Below are 18,793 nucleotides of genomic sequence, written 5' to 3'. Positions count from 1 at the left end.
CGCGGGGGCCGGCGGCCGTCGGCAGGGGGCGAGCCGCCGGTGGCTCAGGCCCGCTCCGGGGGCGTTCCGTCCTGGGTCGCCTGGAGCATCTGGGCCGCCTCCTCCCGCCGGGCCCGTACCGTCTCGTCCGCCTCGTCGGCGCCCGCGTAGACCGCGAGCACCGCACGCGCGCGTGCCTGTGCCCGCAGTGGACGGCCGAGGTCGGCCTCCAGCCAGCCCGCGCCCAGTTCCGCGCCGGTACGGCCGTGCAGCCCGGCCTCGCCGAGCGTGGTGAACACCGCGACGGCCCGGCCCATCTGCCCGAGCGCCGCCTCGAACGCGGCCCGGATCGCGGCGTCCTCGGCCTCCTCGGACGCCGAGCGGGCCAGCAGCTCGGCGAACTGGCGGTGCGTACCGCCGAGTTCCGCGGCCAGCTCCGCCCGGTCCGGGCCCCGGACGGCGGACAGCGCCCGCTCGCACTCCCGCACCGCCTCCGTCATCAGCGCCCGGGCCCGCGCGGCTCCGGACTCCCCGCCCAGCGCCAGCCAGGCGCGGGCGCGCAGCGCGCGGACCAGGAACGGGGCGTTGCCGAGCGCGCGCCACAGCTCGCCCGCGCGCGTGTAGGCCCGGTCCGCCTCCGCCGTCAGACCGGCGTTGCCCAGCGACTCCGCGGCGAGGTGCGCGAGCGTGGCGTGGTCCTGCTGATCGGGCCAGTGCCGGGCCAGTTCCGCGGCCTTCAGCCGTTCCTCGGCGGCGGCCCGGTGCTCGCCCAGCTCGCCCAGGCAGTCCCCGAGCCACCAGTGGGCCCGGACCACCGCCTCGTCGCCGTGCGTGTCCGGGCGCAGGTCGGCCAGCGCGGACCGGAGCACCTCGGCGGCCTCCTCGTTGCGGCCCCGGCGCAGCAGGAACCCGCCCAGCTGCTGCCGTGCCCAGGCGCCCAGGGAGCCGCCCTCGCCCGCCTCGTCGGCCCAGTGCGCGGCCTCCAGCGCGTGCTCGCACGCCTCGCCGGGCGCGTCCAGCGCACCGAGCACCTCGGCGAGCTGGAGGTGCAGCTGGGCCCGCCCGACCGGCTCCACGTACGGCCCGCCGTGCTCCAGCGCCGCCCGCAGCGCGCGCTCGGCCCCGGTGAGGTCACCGGCCTGGTGGGCGAGGGCGGCGACCTGGACCTCGTACTCCACCGCGAACCACGGCACCCCGGCGGACACGTACCCGTCGGCGGCGCGCCGGAACAGCTCCGCCGCCCGCCGCGCGTTCCCGGTGAGCCCGGCCAGCTCGGCGAGCATGCCCCGCGCCTCGGCGGCCCGGGCCGCGAGCCGCACCTCGCCCCCGGCACGCCCCTCGACGAGCGCCAGCACCTCCCGTATGGCCGCCTCGGCGTCGGCGACGGCACGGGGGAGATCCACGGCGGGGTGCCGGGCACCGGCACCCCCTCGCGCCGCGGCCGTGCCGGTCGCCGCGCCGCCCTCGGCCTGGGCGGGGAACCCGTCACCGGTCTCCCCGGCCTCCGCGCAGGACCCGCCACCGGTTCCGCCGGCCCCCGCGCCCGCGTCGGCCGGCCAGGCGTCCGCGCCGAGGTCCCCGGCAGCCGCGCCCGGCCCGTCGGCGACGCCCCCGGCCCCCGGATCCGCACCGCCCGCCTCCGCCTCGGCCGCCGCGTGGACCCGGCGCATCAGGACGCGGGCCCGGCTCATCGCCACCGATGCCGTCTGGCGCACTCCCGTGCCCTCGTCGGCGTACAGCGCCAGCACCTCGTCGTACAGCGGGGTGACCGTGGCCAGGGCCGGCTCGACCTCGCCCGACAGGGCGCGTACGTACGCTGCCCGCGCGCGTGCCGCCAGTGCCTCCCCGGGGTCGCCCGCCTCCGCGTACAGCCGGGCCGCGCGGGCGAACAGGGGGATGCCCTCGACGCCCCGGCCCATCGCCTCGTGGTCGGCGATCTCCGCGCGGTCGCGCGGCTCCAGTTCGGTGTCCCGGGCGGCCCGCGCCACCGCCGCCCACGCCTGGAGCGCGTGCGGCCGCAGGGTCCGCGACTGCCGCCGCGCCTCGGCGAGCAGCGCGGGCAGCCCGGGCTCTCCCGGGGCCCGCGGCGCGGGGGGCGCGGCCGGCGGCGCCACGGCGAGCCGGGCCGCCCGCACGCCCAGCGGCAGCCGCTCCACCAGCGGCCGCTGGTCCATCCGCGCCCGGACCCGGTCGCCGACGGCGGACGTGCCGTTGCGGCGGTCGAACCGAGCGGCCAGTTCCGTCGCCGCCCCGCGCGCGTGCGCGGCGAGTTCCCGCGCCGTCCAGGTCCGCCCGGCCGGCCCCGGCACCCGCTGCCCGCCCAGCCCCCGTTCGGTGAGCCGGTCCATCAGCAGCGCCACCACGGCCAGGAAGTCGAGCCCGCTGCGCGGGTGCCCGGTGTCGGTGAAGTACGCCGGCCGCCCGGCCAGCAGCTCCAGGCCGCGCGCCTCGTTCCCGGTCAGCGCGCAGAACTCCACGTGGTCGGCGTACGCGCTGCGCATGCTCTCCATCGGGCGCACCAGCCGGAAGCCCCGCAGGTGATGTGCGCGGGCCTCCTCCACCCGGCCGAGGCGCAGCAGCGGGGCCAGCGAGGACGCCAGCACGGTGTGCGGCTCGTGCGCGCAGGCGAACTCGCCCTCCAGCACCGGCCGCCACAGCCCGAGCGCCTCCGCGTCCCGGCCGCACCGCACCTGCCAGCCGCCCTGCCGGCGCAGCTCGCAGGCGGGGCAGTCGGCCATCGCGTCCCGGCCGGCGGCCAGCCACGCGGCGTACGCCCGACGCGCGCGCGGGAGGTCCCCGATGTGCGCGGCCACCTCGAACTCGGCGGCCCGCACGGCCCGTTCGGAATACCCGGCGAGCCGGTGGCGGCGCTCCATCTCGCCGAGCCACTTCTCGATCGAGTCCAGCGCGATGTGCGGCTGGTCCAGCATGCCCGCCGACATCCACTTGAAGGCCCAGTGCAGCGAGTGGGTCTCGTCCTCGTCGAAGTCCTCGGGCCGTTCGTCCCACATGCGCAGCAGCCGCGCGAACGGGACGAACATCCCGTCCTTCTCGGAGCTGTGGTGGCAGACCTTCAGCTGGTGCCCGAGCGCCTCGATCACGGCGAGCGGGACGTCCAGCCGCTCCGCCTCCGCGAGCAGCTCCGCGGCGCGCGCGTTGCGGGCCGGTCCCTCCGGCAGCCCGGCGTTCTCCGCCAGCGCCTGGCGCAGCGCGTCGATGTCCGTGATCTCACTCATCGTCCGTCCCCCTCCCCGTGGGGCGCCCGTGCGAGCAGCCCGATGAACGCCCGGTCGGGCAGTGCCGGCCCGGCCGGCCGCCACGGGCGCCGCGCGGGCCCGTACCGCGCCGCGGTCCCGGTGCCGATCGGCTCCGGGGCGCCGGGCGAACCGGTGCGCCGCACCGGCGGACCGAGCCGGTCCGGCGGCCGACGCGGGGCGCCGCCGCGCGGTGACTCCAGGATGCCCGCCCCCGGACCGTCGGCGCGCTCCGCGGTCGAGCGGGTCCGGCGCGGATCGACCTGGGACCTGTGGGGTGGTGGGGGTCGGTGGGGGGCCTGGGATGCCTGTGGGGTCTGGGAGTCCATCGTCACTGCGCCGCAGGAGGGCGTGCGTGCGGCGCGGGGTCGGGCGGCACCGGCGGGGCGGTGACCGCGAAGGATGGCCGGAACGCGCCATCCTAGGGCCGGATCAGCGCGTCTGACCAGGAGTTTCCCTGATGTTTACGGCACCCCGTCCGGGCGGCGCGGGGCGTGCTCTGCGGGCATTGTCGGTGCCGTGGTGTGCAATGGGTGGCGTGCCCGCACTGCAAGAACCGCTCAAGAAGGTGCTCGGCCCCGCCACCGCGAAGGTGATGGCCGAGCACCTCGGCCTGCACACCGTCGGCGACCTGCTGCACCACTACCCGCGCAGATACGAGGAGCGCGGCCAGCTCACCCACCTCGCCGACCTCCCCATGGACGAGCACGTCACGGTGGTCGCCCAGGTCGCCGACGCCCGTCTGCACACCTTCGCCTCGGCCAAGGCCCCCCGGGGCAAGGGCCAGCGCCTGGAGGTCACGATCACGGACGGCAGCGGGCGCCTCCAGCTCGTCTTCTTCGGCGCCGGCGTGCACAAACCCCACAAGGAACTGCTGCCGGGCACCCGCGCGATGTTCGCCGGCAAGGTCTCCGTCTTCAACCGCCGCCTCCAGCTCGCCCACCCGGCCTACGAGTTGCTGCGGGGCGACGGCGAGGAGGCCGTGGAGTCCTGGGCCGGCGCCCTGATCCCCCTGTATCCCGCGACCGCCAAGCTGGAGTCCTGGAAGATCGGCAAGGCGGTCCAGACGGTGCTGCCCAGCGCCCAGGAGGCCCTCGACCCGCTCCCGGAGTCGCTGCGCGCCGGCCGCGGCCTGCTCCCGCTCCCCGAGGCCCTGCTCAAGATCCACCGGCCGCACACCAAGGCCGACGTCGCCGACGCCCGCGCCCGCCTGAAGTGGGACGAGGCGTTCGTCCTCCAGGTCGCCCTGGCCCGCCGCCGGCACGCCGAGACCCACCTGCCCGCCGTGCCCCGCGTCCCCGGTCCGGACGGCCTGCTCGCGGCCTTCGACGACCGCCTGCCCTTCACCCTCACCGAGGGCCAGCAGAAGGTCTCCCGCGAGATCTTCGACGACCTCGCCACCCCCCACCCGATGCACCGCCTGCTCCAGGGCGAGGTCGGTTCGGGGAAGACCATGGTGGCCCTGCGCGCCATGCTCGCCGTGGTCGACGCGGGCGGTCAGGCGGCCATGCTGGCGCCCACCGAGGTGCTCGCCCAGCAGCACCACCGCTCCATCACCGAGATGATGGGGGAGCTGGCCGAGGGCGGGGTCCTCGGCGGCGCCGAGCACGCCACCAAGGTGGTGCTGCTCACCGGCTCGATGGGCACGGCGGCCCGCCGTCAGGCCCTGCTCGACCTGGCCACCGGCGAGGCCGGCATCGTCATCGGCACCCACGCCCTGATCGAGGACAAGGTCCGGTTCCACGACCTCGGCCTGGTGGTGGTCGACGAACAGCACCGCTTCGGCGTGGAGCAGCGCGACGCCCTGCGGAGCAAGGGCAAGCAGCCCCCGCACCTGCTCGTCATGACGGCCACCCCCATCCCGCGCACGGTCGCCATGACGGTCTTCGGCGACCTGGAGACCTCGGTGCTGGACCAGCTCCCGGCGGGCCGCTCCCCGATCGCCAGCCATGTCGTCCCGGCCGCCGACAAGCCCCACTTCCTGGCCCGCGCCTGGGAACGGGTCCGCGAGGAGGTCGAGGCCGGCCACCAGGCGTACGTGGTCTGTCCGCGCATCGGCGACGAGGAGGACGACCCGAAGAAGGCCGGCAGGAAGCCCGCCGAGGGCGACGCGGACAAGCGCCCCCCGCTGGCCGTGCTCGACGTGGCCGACCAGCTGGGCCGCGGCCCCCTCAAGGGGCTCGGGGTGGAGGTGCTGCACGGCAGGATGCACCCCGACGACAAGGACGCCGTGATGCGCCGCTTCGCGGCCGGCGAGACCGACGTGCTGGTCGCCACCACCGTCATCGAGGTCGGCGTCAACGTCCCGAACGCCACGGCCATGGTCATCATGGACGCCGACCGCTTCGGCGTCTCCCAGCTCCACCAGCTGCGCGGCCGGGTCGGCCGCGGCTCCGCCCCCGGGCTGTGCCTCCTGGTCACCGAGATGCCCGAGGCGAGCCCGGCCCGCCAGCGGCTCAACGCGGTCGCCTCCACCCTCGACGGCTTCGAGCTGTCCCGCATCGACCTCGAACAGCGCCGCGAGGGCGACGTCCTGGGCCAGGCCCAGTCCGGTGCCCGCTCCAGCCTGCGGGTCCTCGCCGTCATCGAGGACGAGGAGGTCATCGCGGAGGCGAGGGCGGAGGCGGCGGCGGTCGTGGCGGCCGACCCGGAACTGGAGCGCCTGCCGGGCCTGCGCACGGCCCTGGACGCCCTGCTGGACGACGAGCGGGAGCAGTACCTGGAAAAGGGGTGAAGTGTCCCCCCAGGGGCGCGAGGCACCGCGCGACCGGCCACAATGAACCGTGAACCCGCCCACGAAGAAGGACCCCTCATGACCCGCGTGATCGCCGGTGCCGCCGGCGGACGGCGCCTTGCGGTACCCCCCGGCACCGGCACCCGCCCCACCTCGGACCGCGCACGCGAGGGACTCTTCTCCACCTGGCAGTCCCTCCTCGGCGGCCCCCTGGACGGCGAACGGGTCCTCGACCTCTACGCCGGCTCGGGCGCCGTGGGCCTGGAGGCCCTGTCCCGGGGCGCCGGGCACACCCTCCTGGTCGAGGCCGACGCCCGCGCGGCCCGCGTCGTCCGCGAGAACGTCCGGAACCTGGGCCTGCCCGGCGCCGAGGTCCGCGCGGGCAAAGCGGAACACATCGTCCGCGCCGAACCCCCCGCCGAGCCCTACGACCTGGTCTTCCTCGACCCCCCGTACGCCGTCACGGATCGCGATCTTCGCGAGATCCTGCTCACACTCCACTCGGAGGGCTGGCTCGCCGAGCAAGCGCTCGTCACCGTGGAGCGCAGCACCAGAGGCGGCGAATTCCACTGGCCGGACGGCTTCGAGGCGATCCGGTCCCGTCGCTACGGCGAGGGAACGTTTTGGTACGGTCGCGCCGCCTCTACGTGCGAAGACGCACGATGACCGGACCGGAGAGCGAGGGATCACAAGTGCGCCGCGCCGTCTGTCCCGGGTCGTTCGACCCGATCACCAACGGACATCTCGACATCATCGCCCGAGCCTCCCGTCTGTACGACGAGGTCTACGTCGCGGTGATGATCAACAAGTCCAAGAAGGGCCTGTTCGAGATCGACGAGCGGATCGAGCTGATCCGCGAGGTCACCTCCGAGTACGCCAACGTCCGCGTCGAGGCCTTCCACGGCCTCCTCGTGGACTTCTGCAAGCAGCGCGACATCCCCGCCATCGTCAAGGGCCTGCGCGCCGTCAGCGACTTCGACTACGAACTCCAGATGGCCCAGATGAACAACGGCCTCACCGGCGTCGAGACGCTGTTCGTGCCCACCAACCCCACCTACAGCTTCCTGTCCTCCTCCCTCGTCAAGGAGGTCGCGGCCTGGGGCGGGGACGTCTCGCACCTGGTGCCGTCGCGGGTGCTCCAGGCGCTGAACACGCGCCTCGCCGGGGACTGATGGGACTACAGTCGTCCCGTCCGTCTCCAACCCGGCTGTAGAGAGTGGCGAGCACAGGTGGACGTGCAGAAGAAGCTCGACGAGATCGTCTCCACGGTCTCCGGCGCCCGGTCCATGCCCATGTCGGCGTCGTGCGTGGTCAACCGCGCCGAGCTGCTCGCGATGCTCGAAGAGGTGCGCCAGGCGCTGCCCGGCTCCCTCGCCCAGGCGCGGGAACTGATCGGCGACCGTGAGCAGATGGTCGAGGAGGCCCGGCGGGAGGCCGAGCGGATCATCGAGAGCGCGCACGCCGAGCGCGGCTCGCTGGTCTCCGGCACCGAGGTCGCCCGCCGCTCCCAGGCCGAGGCCGACCGGATCCTGGCCGAGGCCCGCAAGGAGGCCGAGGAGATCCGCGCCGAGGCCGACGACTACGTCGACTCCAAGCTCGCCAACTTCGAGGTCGTCCTCACCAAGACCCTCGGCTCGGTCGGCCGGGGCCGCGAGAAGCTCCTCGGCACCGGCCCCGGCCTGGACGAGCAGGGCTACGCGGACGAGGACGCCCCCGAGCGCAGCCACGACCCGGAGACCCTGCGCCGGGACGCCGACGCCTACGTGGACGCCAAGCTCGGCGCCTTCGAGGCGGTCCTCGCCAAGACGCTGGAGGCCGTCGGCCGCGGCCGGCAGAAGCTGCACGGCCGGATCGCCACCGACGACCTCGGCGCGCTGGCCGACGACACCACGACCTTCCAGCACTCCAGCGACGCCGACTACCTCGCCGACCTCGCGGCCCTCGCGGACAGCGACCGCGCCGACCGGCGGCGGCCCGAGCCGGCGCGGCCCGCGTACGAGCCGCAGCCCGCCTATGCCCCGGCCTCCGGCTACGCTCCGGCGGAACCCGCCCCCCGGCAGCCGGACCCCTATACGGGCTTCCCGGAGCAGCCGGCGTACCCGCCGGGCCAGGACCCGTACGGCTACGGGCAGGCGGACCCCTACGGCCACCAGGGCTACGGCACCGGGCAGCCCGCCTACGATCCCCACCAGGCCCACCGGTCCCAGCCGCCCCAGGACCCCCCGCACCAGCCGCAGGACCGGCCCCAGCCCCCGCAGGGCTACGCCCTGGACGAGACCAGCCTCTTCGACACCGGCATGATCAGCGCGGAGCAGCTGCGGGCGTACGAACAAGGCCGGGGGCTGTAGCCGGGCACCGGATTGGGCGCTGAGCGAAAGGTCCAGTATCCTGGCTGTTCGGTCGCGCATGCCCGCGATCACCGCTGCCCGGGTACACCGTCGGGCGGCGTCCCTTCGAGTTCGCAGATCGAAAGCAGGAATGGCTTCCAACGCCCGCCTCGACCACCGCAACCCCCTCGTGATCGACACGCACGAGCTGGGCCGGCGTCCTGGCGCGCTGCAGCGCCTGACCCGCGAGATCGACGCTCCCCGGGATCTCGGCATCCCGGGAGTCATCGGAGTGCCGGAAGGCAGCCCGTTGGAACTCGACCTCCGTCTCGAGTCGGTCATGGAAGGGGTGCTTGTCACAGGCACCGCCCGTGCAACGGCCGAGGGGGAGTGCGTAAGGTGTCTGGAGCCGGTCGGGCTGGAGCTCGAAGCGGACTTCCAGGAGATGTTCTCGTACCCTGACGCCGACGACCGGGGCCGTGTGATCGCGGAACCGGGCGCCGACGCCGAGGACGACGAGGACAGGCTCTTCATCGAGGACGGTCTGATCGACCTCGAACCTGTGCTGCGCGATGCGGTGGTGCTCGCACTGCCGATGCAGCCGGTGTGCCAGGACGACTGCCCGGGCCTGTGTTCCGAATGCGGAGCGCGGCTCGCGGACGACCCGGACCACCACCATGACGCCGTCGACATCCGTTGGGCGGCATTGCAGGGACTCGCCGACACCATGACGGACGGCGAGAAGGACGAGATGAGCGGCGCCGAAGCGGGCGTCGACGAGAAGCAGGAGAAGTAGCCGTGGCTGTTCCGAAGCGGAAGATGTCGCGCAGCAACACGCGCCACCGCCGGTCGCAGTGGAAGGCTGCGGTCCCCACCCTGGTTGCGTGCGAGCGCTGCCACGAGCCCAAGCTGCAGCACATCGCGTGCCCGTCTTGCGGCACCTACAACAAGCGCCAGGTCCTCGAAGTCTGAGTGGCTGGTGAGAGGCCCGATGACTGACGCGAAAGCAGCTAGTCCCCGCCAGCGCGGGGGTAGTCCGCAGGCCTCGTCCCACACGCTTCTGGAAGGGCGGCTCGGCTACCAGGTCGAGTCCGCCCTTCTGGTGCGAGCGCTGACCCACCGTTCCTACGCGTACGAGAACGGCGGTCTGCCGACGAACGAGCGGCTGGAGTTCCTCGGGGACTCCGTGCTCGGCCTCGTCGTCACGGACACGCTGTACCGCACCCACCCCGACCTGCCCGAAGGCCAGCTGGCCAAGTTGCGGGCCGCGGTGGTCAACTCGCGTGCGCTGGCGGAGGTCGGCCGCGGCCTCGACCTCGGCGCCTTCATCCGGCTCGGCCGGGGTGAAGAGGGCACGGGCGGCCGGGACAAGGCGTCCATCCTCGCCGACACCCTAGAAGCGGTGATCGGCGCGGTCTATCTCGACCAGGGCCTCGACGCGGCCTCCGAACTGGTGCACCGCCTGTTCGACCCGCTGATCGAGAAGTCCTCCAACCTCGGAGCCGGCCTGGACTGGAAGACCTCCCTCCAGGAGCTGACCGCGATCGAGGGGCTCGGCGTGCCCGAGTACCTGGTCACGGAGACCGGCCCCGACCACGAGAAGACCTTCACTGCTGCCGCCCGCGTCGGAGGCGTCTCGTACGGCACCGGCACCGGCCGCAGCAAGAAGGAGGCGGAGCAGCAGGCCGCCGAGTCCGCCTGGCGGTCCATCCGGGCCGCGGCGGACGAGCGCGCCAAGCCGGCCGAGGAGCCCGTCCGTGAGACGGCCGACGAGGCCCTCGACCGCGGCGACGCCTCCTCCGCCACCGCCTGACCGAGCGGCACGCGCCGAGTTCGTCGGCTCGTGCCGGTCAAGCAGCAGCACCCGAGCGCCCGTCCGGCCGTCCACGCCGGCACGGGCGCTCGTCCCATCCACCGGTCCGTACGGTTCCCACGGGGGTCCGATGCCCGAGTTGCCCGAGGTCGAGGTCGTCCGGCGGGGTCTGGAGCGCTGGGTCGCCCACCGGACCGTCGCCGAGACCGAGGTGCTGCACCCGCGTGCCGTGCGCCGGCACCTCGCCGGGCCCGACGACTTCGCGCACCGGCTCAAGGGCCGCCACATCGGCACGCCCCGCCGGCGCGGCAAGTACCTGTGGCTGCCGCTGGAGGAGACCGACCAGTCCGTCCTGGCCCACCTCGGCATGAGCGGCCAGCTGCTGGTCCAGCCCCATGAGGCGCCGGACGAGAAGCACCTGCGCATCCGCGTCCGGTTCGCCGACTCGCTCGGCACGCAGCTCCGCTTCGTCGACCAGCGCACCTTCGGCGGGCTGTCCCTGCACGACAACACCCCGGCCGGCCTGCCCGACGTCATCGCGCACATCGCCCGCGACCCGCTGGACCCGCTCTTCGACGACGACGCCTTCCACCGGTCGCTGCGCCGCAAGCGGACCACCATCAAGCGGGCCCTGCTGGACCAGTCGCTGATCAGCGGCGTCGGCAACATCTACGCGGACGAGGCCCTGTGGCGCGCCCGCGTCCACTACGAACGCCCGACGGCGAACTTCACCCGTCCCGTCACGGCGGAACTCCTCGGCCACGTCCGCGACGTGATGAACGCGGCCCTCGCCGTCGGCGGCACCAGCTTCGACAGCCTGTACGTCAACGTCAACGGCGAGTCAGGCTACTTCGACCGGTCCCTGGACGCGTACGGCCGTGAGGGGCTGCCGTGCAAGCGGTGCGGCACCCCCATGCGGCGCCGTCCCTGGATGAACCGGTCCAGCTACTTCTGCCCGAGGTGTCAGAGGGCGCCGCGCGTCTCGTCGTAGCGCGCGCGGGCCGCGAGGACGTCGTCCATCGCGCCCTCCACGCAGTGCATGAGCGCCAGCAGCCGTTCGGCGACCCGGCGGCCCAGCGGTGTCAGTTCGTAGTCCACGCGCGGCGGGTTCGTCGGCTGTGCCTCGCGGTGCACCAGGCCGTCGCGCTCCAGCGCGTGCAGGGTCTGGGAGAGCATCTTCTCGCTCACCCCGTCGACACGGCGGCGCAGCTCGTTGAAGCGCAGTGACCCTTCGTACAGCGCGCCGAGCGTCAGCCCGCCCCAGCGGCCCGTGACGTGCTCCAGCGTGCCGCGCGACGGGCAGGCCTTGGCGAAGACGTTGTACGCGAGGTCGTCGTGGTCCTGGGTGGTCGCCGTCATACCCCAAGGGTACGCCCACGCAGCGCTTACCACTAGGTTGCACTAACTGTTAGTTAGTGCTTTCCTTTGGTTATCGCGACCGACCGCTCTTCCTCGGGCCGCGCCGTATTCCGCTGTCCTTTCCTAGGAGTCCCCATGACCACGCCCGTGGTGTCCATCGCCTACCACTCCGGCTTCGGCCACACCGCCGTGCTCGCCGAGGCCGTCCGCGCCGGTGCCGCCGACGCGGGTGCCGAGGTGCACCTGATCAAGGTGGACGAGATCACCGACGACCAGTGGGAGGTGCTGGACCGCTCCGACGCGATCGTCTTCGGCTCGCCCACCTACATGGGCACCGCGTCCGGCGCCTTCCACGTCTTCGCCGAGGCCACCTCCCGGCGCTGGGCCGGCCGGGACTGGCAGGACAAGCTGGCGGCCGGCTTCACCAACTCCGCGTCCAAGAGCGGCGACAAGCTGCACACCCTGCAGTTCTTCCAGACGCTCGCCGCCCAGCACGGCATGCACTGGATCAGCCTCGGTCTGCTCCCCGGCTGGAACAGCAGCACCGCCTCCGAGAACGACCTCAACCGCCTCGGCTTCTTCTCGGGCGCCGCGGCCCAGTCCGACAACGACCAGGGCCCCGAGGGCGTCCACAAGGCCGACAGCGCCACCGCCGAGCACCTGGGCCGCCGGGTGGCGCGCACGGCGAGGGTCTTCGCCCTGGGACGCGCGGCGGCGTAGGCCCGGCCGGGACACCGGCCGACGGCCCGAGCGGCCGTCCCCCGTCGCCGGACGAATACCCGCCCCCGTCCGCCGGGCGTCTCAGTACCCGAACTCCAGCGTCCACCAAGGGCCGCCCGGGCCGAGGCGGACGCCCGCGCCGAAGGTCGTGAAGGCGGGGTCCAGGATGTTGGCGCGGTGCTCGGGGCTGTTCATCCAGGCCGCCAGCACGGCCGCCGCGTCCGCCTGGCCACGGCCGATGTTCTCCCCGCCGAGACCGTCGACCCCGGCCCGCGCCGCCCGGTCCCACGGCGTTCGGCCGTCCGGGTCGGTGTGGGCGAAGAAGCCCCGCGCGGCCATGTCGTCGCTGAACGCCTCGGCCAGCCCGGTCAGCGCGGAGTTCGCCGCGAGCGCGCCGAGACCGGCCTTCGCCCGCTCGTCGTTGACCAGCTTCAGCACCTCCGCCTCCACGGCGGCCTCCCGCGCCGCGGTGGCCGTGGGGGAGGGGGCCGGGGCTCCGGTGGCGGGGGCGGCCGTACGGGACGCGGTGGCCTTCGGCTCGGTGGGCGTCGCCTTGGTGGGCTTCGGCTCGGGCGCGGGCTCGGCCGGGGTGGCGGACGCGGACGGCGCGGCCGGCCCGGGCGACTTGGACGGCTTGGAGGGCTTGGCGGGCTCGGACGGCTTGGCGGGCTCGGCCCGCCCGGTCGCCGGCGTCCTGGCCGGACCGCTCTCCGGCGCCCGCTTCCCGGCGGCCGTCCGCGAGGGGGACGGCGTGGCGGACGGCGGCTTCGAGGCGGAGGCGGAACCGGAGGGGGACGTGGTGGCCGACGCGCTCGGCGTCCGGTCGGTCCGCTCGCCGCCGCCCCCGCCGGAACCCGCCCGGGGAGCGGCGCCGGCGCCGCCCGAGGTGCCGCCCTGCTCGCTCGCCGTGTTGCCGGGCGAGGCCACGGAGCCCGTCCGCTCCCCGCCGGTGGCGTGCGTACCGCCGCCGAGCCGGTAGTGCTCCAGCCCCGGCACCGCGCCCGTGGTCACCGCGACCGTGCCGAGGACGACGGCGACGGACACCCCGAGCAGGGCGGCACGCACCGGCCGCACGGCCTTGAGCCACCGCCGCCCGCCGCGGACCGCCCCCGATCCGCCGTCGTGCCCGGAACCGTTCCCGGCGTCCGGCGCCGGGTCCTGGTCCGTCGCGAACAGATAGGCCCGCGCCTTCGCGGTGGCCTCGGCGTAGGCGTCCGGGTCCGGATACGGCCCGATGTCCCCGGGTATCGGGCGTTCCCCGGCGGGGGAGTGCGCGGGCGGGCGCCGGGGGTCGTCGCTTCCGGCGGCGGAGCGTCGGTGGCGTCCCATGATCCTTGCCCTCTTCCTCGTCCGCGTTCCTCGTGCGCACGGCCGACCCGATCCACTCGTCCGAGTGGTTTCGGCCACGAATCACCGGGTCCGGACGGTACCCGATGCCGCCGGGGTGCGACGTGTCCCGGCCGGCCCCGGCCGGTTAGGTTGCACCCATGAGCGAGGACGTACGACTGGTCGCCTGGGTGCGTGGACACGTGCAGGGCGTGGGATTCCGCTGGTTCACGCGGGCCAGGGCACTGGAGATCGGCGGGCTGAGTGGTTTTGCTCTCAATTTGGCCGACGGCCGGGTCCAGGTGGTCGCCGAGGGGCCGCGCGAGGGCTGCGAAGGGCTGCTGGAATGGCTCCAGGGCAGCGACACGCCCGGCCGCGTGGACGGTGTGACAGAGATCTGGGACACACCGCGCGGCGGCTACGACGGCTTCGCCATCCGCTGATCCGGATCCCCCGCACCCCCCGGGCCGGCCCGCGACGAGCCGGTCCGGGCGCCCGCCGGAAGCGGAAACGCCCTGGTGGTTGCCAAGACGGGCGTGGCATGGCAGGCTCCGCAGGTACTGCTGGTCGCCACGCCCTGAGGGCCCCGGAGGAGTCGCAGCACCGCCGTGTTCCCGGCCGTGCACCCGGTTCGCCCCCCAATACAGGGCGTGATCGTGTTGACCGTCAAACTTTTTGGTGAGACGCTGAAAGCCCCGCGCACCTTAGCTGTTTGGCATGGAACAACAGCAGAGCAACACCCGGATGTGCCAAGCACCGCGGGTGCGAATCCCTCACGACCCAACCGCATCGGTCGGTCACTCATTGTGGAGGACCATCCATCATGGCAAAGGCGCTTCTCGGTTACGTCGGCGGCTCCGACCCTCGACTCCTCGCCGAGATGCGACGGCTGCAGCAGCGTGTGCAGGACCTGGAGTCCGAGCTCGTAAGGATCCAGGCCGAGAACGACGCGCTGGCGGCTGCCGCCTCTCAGGAGAGGATCATGGAGAGCATCGACGCACACCAGGCGGAGCCTGCGCTCACCTGATCGCTGCATCAGCTCCACAACAGCAGGCGCAACGATCGGGTTGCCCGTATCAACCGCTCAGTTGATCCGGCGACTGCGATCCAGTCGTCAGAGTTGCAAGGGACGCTTCGGCGTCCCTTCGTTCTTTCCCCCCGCATCCTTTCACCTTCTTTAACAACTGGTGTGCCCTGCGTGGTCATCGGCGAAACCGCGCGTGGCGCGGGTTCGTGGACCGGGCCGGGAGCCGTGGCGGGTAGAGTCCAGGGGCGTGCACCTCAAGGCCCTGACCCTCCGCGGGTTCAAGTCGTTCGCCTCCGCGACCACCCTCCGCTTCGAACCGGGGATCACGTGCGTCGTCGGCCCGAACGGCTCGGGCAAGTCCAACGTCGTGGACGCGCTCAGCTGGGTCATGGGCGAACAGGGCGCCAAGTCGCTGCGCGGCGGCAAGATGGAGGACGTCATCTTCGCCGGCACCACCGGCCGCCCGCCGCTCGGCCGCGCCGAGGTGTCCCTGACCATCGACAACTCCGACGGGGCCCTGCCCATCGAGTACGCCGAGGTCACCCTCACGCGGACGATGTTCCGCAACGGCGGCAGCGAGTACCAGATCAACGGCGACACCTGCCGCCTGCTGGACATCCAGGAACTCCTCTCCGACTCCGGCATCGGCCGCGAGATGCACGTCATCGTCGGCCAGGGGCAGCTGGACTCCGTCCTGCACGCCGACCCCATGGGCCGCCGCGCCTTCATCGAGGAGGCGGCCGGCGTCCTCAAGCACCGCAAGCGCAAGGAGAAGGCGCTCCGCAAGCTGGACGCGATGCGGGCGAACCTCGCGCGCGTGCAGGACCTCACCGACGAACTGCGCCGCCAGCTCAAGCCCCTGGGCCGGCAGGCGGCCGTGGCACGCCGGGCCGCCGTCATCCAGGCCGACCTGCGCGACGCCCGGCTGCGGCTGCTCGCCGACGACCTCGTACGGCTGCGCGAGGCCCTCCGCGCCGAGATCGCCGACGAGGCGGCGCTGAAGGAACGCAAGGAGGGCGCCGAGCGGGAGCTGGGGCAGGCCCTGCACCGCGAGGCCCTGCTGGAAGAGGAGGTGCGCCGGCTCACCCCGCGCCTCCAGCGCGCCCAGCAGACCTGGTACGAGCTGTCCCAGCTCGCCGAACGCGTCCGCGGCACGATCTCCCTGGCCGACGCCCGGGTCAAGAGCGCCACCTCCGCGCCCCCCGAGGAGCGGCGCGGCCGGGACCCCGAGGACCTGGAGCGCGAGGCCGCCCGCGTCCGTGAGCAGGAGGCCGAGCTGGAGGCGGCCCTGGAGGCGGCCCGGCGGGCACTGGACGACACGGTCGACCACCGCGCCGGGCTGGAGCAGCGGCTCGCCCTGGAGGAACGCCGGCTGAAGGACGCCGCCCGTGCCATCGCCGATCGCCGCGAGGGGCTGGCCCGGCTGTCCGGGCAGGTGGGCGCGGCCCGCTCGCGCGTCGCCTCCGCCCAGGCCGAGGTCGACCGGCTGACCACGGCCCGCGACGAGGCACTGGAGCGGGCGGCGGGCGCGCAGGAGGAGTACGAGGTCCTGCGCGCGGAGGTCGACGGCCTGGACGCGGGCGACGCCGACCTGGCCGGGCGGCACGAGGCCGCGAAGCGGGAGCTGGCCGACGCGGAGGCCGCGCTGAACGCGGCCCGCGACGCCCTCACCGCCGCCGAGCGCGGCCGGGCGGCGACCCGGGCCCGCCACGAGGCGCTGGCGCTGGGCCTGCGCCGCAAGGACGGCACCGGCACCCTGCTCGGCGCCCGGGACCGCCTCACCGGCATCCTCGGACCGGCCGCGGAACTCCTCAGGATCACCCCGGGCTACGAGGTCCCCCTGGCCGCCGCGTTCGGCACGGCGGCCGACGCCCTCGCCGTCACCACCCCCGCGGCGGCGGCCGAGGCCCTCACCCTCCTCCGCAAACAAGACGCCGGCCGGGCCACCCTCCTCCTGACGGGAGCCCCCGAGGAAGCGCCCCGACGGGACGCGGGGAACGACGCGGCCAACCGCGACACCCCCGCCCCGGGCGGCGCGGGCCCGGCCCCCCGGGGCGACGCCCCCGGTCACACCGCGCCCGCCGTGCCCGGCGGCGCGGGCCCGGCCTCCCGGGGCGACGCTCCCGGTCACACCGCGCCCGCCGTGCCCGGCGGCGCGGGTCCGGCCTCCCGGGGCGACGCTCCCGGTCACACCGCGCCCGCCGTGCCCGGCGGCGCGGGCCCGGGCTCCCGGGGCGACGCGTCCGGTCACACCGCGCCCGCCGTGCCCGGCGGCGCGGGCCCGGCCCCCCGGGACGACGCGTCCGGTCACACCGCGCTCGCGGACACCCGGCCCGCCGCCGGCCTCCTCTTCGCCGCCACCCTCGTCCGCGGCCCCGCCGACCTCATGCCCGCCGTCCGCCGCCTCCTGCGCGGCGTCGTGGTCGTGGACACCCTCGCCGACGCCGACACGCTGATCCACGCCCGCCCCGACCTGATCGCCGTCACCGCCGAGGGCGACCTCCTCGGCGCGCACATCGCGCACGGCGGCTCCGCGGGCGCCCCCAGCCTGCTGGAGGTGCAGGCATCCGTGGACGAGGCCGCGGCCGAACTGGCCGAGCTGGAGGTCCGCTGCCGGCAGCTGGCCGAGGCACAGCGCACCGCGGCCGAGCGCCGTACCCGGGCCGCGGCCGTCGTGGAGGAACTCGGCGAGCGGCGCCGCGCCGCCGACCGGGAGAAGTCGGACGTCGCCCAGCGGCTCGGCCGCCTGGCCGGCCAGGCCCGCGGCGCGGCGGGCGAGGCCGAGCGGTCGGCCGCGGCGGCGGCCCGCGCACAGGAGGCGCTGGACAGGGCCGTGCAGGAGGCCGAGGAACTGGCCGAGCGGCTCGCCGTGGCCGCGCAGGCGCCGGTGGAGGAGGAACCGGACACCTCCGTCCGGGACCGGCTCGCCGCCGACGGCGCCAACGCCCGGCAGACCGAGATGGAGGCCCGCCTCCAGGTCCGTACGCACGAGGAACGGGTCAAGGGCCTGGCCGGACGCGCCGACGCGCTCGACCGGGCCGCCCGCGCCGAACGCGAGGCACGCGCGCGTGCCGAGCGGCGCCGGGCCCGGCTGCGCCACGAGGCGGCCGTGGCCGGCGCCGTCGCCTCCGGCGCCCGGCAGCTGCTCGCACACGTGGAGGTGTCCCTCGCGCGCGCCGAGCGGGAGCGGGCCGCCGCCGAGGCCGCCAAGACCCGGGGCGAGGGCGAACTCGCCGCCGCCCGCACGGCCGGCCGCGAACTCAAGGCCGAACTTGACAAGTTGAAGGATTCAGTACACCGAGGCGAGGTAATAGGAGCGGAGAAGCGGCTGCGCATCGAGCAGCTGGAGACCAGGGCGCTGGAGGAACTGGGTGTCGAACCGGAGGGGCTGGTGGCCGAGTACGGGCCGCACCAACCGGTGCCGCCCTCGCCCCCCGCCGACGGCGAGCGGCTGCCCGAGGACCCCGGGCACCCGCGCAACCGGCCCCGCCCCTTCGACCGCGCCGAGCAGGAGAAGCGGCTCAGGGCGGCAGAGCGGGCGTACCAGCAGCTGGGCAAGGTCAACCCGCTCGCGCTGGAGGAGTTCGCCGCGCTGGAGGAGCGGCACCAGTTCCTCGGCGAGCAGCTGGAGGACCTGAAGAAGACCCGCGCCGACCTGCTCCAGGTGGTGAAGGAGGTCGACGAGCGCGTCGAGCAGGTCTTCACCGAGGCGTACCGGGACACCGCCCGCGAGTTCGAGGGCGTCTTCGGTCGGCTGTTCCCCGGCGGCGAGGGCCGTCTGGTGCTGACCGACCCCGACAACATGCTCACCACGGGCGTGGACGTGGAGGCACGGCCGCCGGGCAAGAAGGTCAAGCGGCTCTCCCTGCTCTCGGGCGGCGAGCGCTCGCTGACCGCGGTGGCGCTGCTGGTGTCGATCTTCAAGGCCCGGCCGAGCCCGTTCTACGTCATGGACGAGGTCGAGGCGGCGCTGGACGACACCAACCTCCAGCGGCTGATCGGGATCATGCGGGAGCTCCAGGAGAGTTCGCAGCTGATCGTGATCACGCACCAGAAGCGCACGATGGAGGTAGCCGACGCGCTCTACGGCGTCTCCATGCAGGGTGACGGCGTCTCGAAGGTCATCTCCCAGCGGCTGCGCTAGCCCTTTTCAAGATCCACTAGCGGCATCCGTGGCAGATCAACCGCCCTGGCGTTCAGTTCTTGAACGCAAGATCGTCGGGCATATCTGAAAACTCACAGTCGTTGAAGTAT

The 18,793-nt window shown here is 74.3% G+C and carries 15 protein-coding genes; 12 read left to right on the top strand and 3 right to left on the bottom strand.

Going from position 1 to position 18,793, the window contains the following annotated elements:
* Positions 1 to 44 precede the first annotated feature (44 nt).
* Complete coding sequence (locus ACZ63H_RS08490; protein WP_469863052.1) at positions 45 to 3,215, bottom strand: tetratricopeptide repeat protein; 3,171 nt, start codon at positions 3,213 to 3,215, stop codon at positions 45 to 47.
* 547 nt (positions 3,216 to 3,762) lie between these two features.
* Here ACZ63H_RS08490 and recG point away from each other — a divergent pair.
* The 8 genes from recG (at position 3,763) to mutM (ending at position 11,098) form a co-directional block, all read left to right on the top strand.
* Entirely contained in the window at positions 3,763 to 5,967 is a 2,205-nt protein-coding gene (gene recG, locus ACZ63H_RS08485; protein ID WP_469863051.1) for an ATP-dependent DNA helicase RecG, read from the top strand.
* 78 nt (positions 5,968 to 6,045) lie between these two features.
* Complete coding sequence (gene rsmD / locus ACZ63H_RS08480) at positions 6,046 to 6,633, top strand: 16S rRNA (guanine(966)-N(2))-methyltransferase RsmD (protein ID WP_469863050.1); 588 nt, start codon at positions 6,046 to 6,048, stop codon at positions 6,631 to 6,633.
* A 26-nt stretch (positions 6,634 to 6,659) separates the two neighbouring features.
* A complete protein-coding gene (coaD, locus tag ACZ63H_RS08475) occupies positions 6,660 to 7,139 on the top strand; it encodes a pantetheine-phosphate adenylyltransferase (RefSeq protein ID WP_469863076.1) in 480 nt (159 codons plus the stop codon).
* 57 nt (positions 7,140 to 7,196) lie between these two features.
* The gene (locus tag ACZ63H_RS08470; RefSeq protein WP_469863049.1) at positions 7,197 to 8,315 is read left to right on the top strand and encodes a cell division initiation protein; all 1,119 of its coding nucleotides are present in this window, start codon (positions 7,197 to 7,199) and stop codon (positions 8,313 to 8,315) included.
* A gap of 130 nt (positions 8,316 to 8,445) precedes the next feature.
* Positions 8,446 to 9,090 (top strand): YceD family protein, encoded by a 645-nt coding sequence (locus tag ACZ63H_RS08465; RefSeq protein WP_469863048.1) that lies wholly within the window; start codon positions 8,446 to 8,448, stop codon positions 9,088 to 9,090.
* Between the two features lie 2 nt (positions 9,091 to 9,092).
* Complete coding sequence (gene rpmF / locus ACZ63H_RS08460; protein ID WP_007493396.1) at positions 9,093 to 9,266, top strand: 50S ribosomal protein L32; 174 nt, start codon at positions 9,093 to 9,095, stop codon at positions 9,264 to 9,266.
* 19 nt (positions 9,267 to 9,285) lie between these two features.
* Positions 9,286 to 10,107 (top strand): ribonuclease III, encoded by an 822-nt coding sequence (rnc, locus tag ACZ63H_RS08455; protein ID WP_469863047.1) that lies wholly within the window; start codon positions 9,286 to 9,288, stop codon positions 10,105 to 10,107.
* A gap of 130 nt (positions 10,108 to 10,237) precedes the next feature.
* Positions 10,238 to 11,098: a bifunctional DNA-formamidopyrimidine glycosylase/DNA-(apurinic or apyrimidinic site) lyase gene (mutM, locus tag ACZ63H_RS08450; RefSeq protein ID WP_469863046.1), complete on the top strand. Its 861-nt coding sequence runs from the start codon at positions 10,238 to 10,240 to the stop codon at positions 11,096 to 11,098.
* Here the strand turns inward: mutM and ACZ63H_RS08445 are convergent.
* A complete protein-coding gene (locus ACZ63H_RS08445) occupies positions 11,071 to 11,466 on the bottom strand; it encodes a winged helix-turn-helix transcriptional regulator (protein ID WP_469863045.1) in 396 nt (131 codons plus the stop codon). The genes mutM and ACZ63H_RS08445 overlap by 28 nt on opposite strands.
* A gap of 135 nt (positions 11,467 to 11,601) precedes the next feature.
* Here ACZ63H_RS08445 and ACZ63H_RS08440 point away from each other — a divergent pair, with 135 nt between their 5' ends.
* On the top strand, positions 11,602 to 12,186 hold the full coding sequence (locus tag ACZ63H_RS08440; protein ID WP_469863044.1) for a flavodoxin family protein: 585 nt from the start codon (positions 11,602 to 11,604) through the stop codon (positions 12,184 to 12,186).
* 81 nt (positions 12,187 to 12,267) lie between these two features.
* Here ACZ63H_RS08440 and ACZ63H_RS08435 read toward each other — a convergent pair whose 3' ends face one another.
* Complete coding sequence (locus ACZ63H_RS08435) at positions 12,268 to 13,515, bottom strand: CAP domain-containing protein (protein WP_469863043.1); 1,248 nt, start codon at positions 13,513 to 13,515, stop codon at positions 12,268 to 12,270.
* Positions 13,516 to 13,673: 158 nt separating this feature from the next.
* Here ACZ63H_RS08435 and ACZ63H_RS08430 point away from each other — a divergent pair, with 158 nt between their 5' ends.
* The 3 genes from ACZ63H_RS08430 to ACZ63H_RS08420 all read left to right on the top strand — a co-directional run bounded on the left by ACZ63H_RS08430 (position 13,674) and on the right by ACZ63H_RS08420 (position 18,683).
* On the top strand, positions 13,674 to 13,955 hold the full coding sequence (locus ACZ63H_RS08430; protein WP_469863042.1) for an acylphosphatase: 282 nt from the start codon (positions 13,674 to 13,676) through the stop codon (positions 13,953 to 13,955).
* Positions 13,956 to 14,335: 380 nt separating this feature from the next.
* Entirely contained in the window at positions 14,336 to 14,539 is a 204-nt protein-coding gene (locus ACZ63H_RS08425; RefSeq protein ID WP_358694744.1) for a hypothetical protein, read from the top strand.
* A 247-nt stretch (positions 14,540 to 14,786) separates the two neighbouring features.
* Entirely contained in the window at positions 14,787 to 18,683 is a 3,897-nt protein-coding gene (locus ACZ63H_RS08420; RefSeq protein ID WP_469863041.1) for an AAA family ATPase, read from the top strand.
* Positions 18,684 to 18,793: the final 110 nt, after the last annotated feature.

The organism is Streptomyces sp. NPDC104831 (genome assembly GCF_055583025.1).
This window is presented reverse-complemented; position numbering and strand designations above follow the sequence as displayed.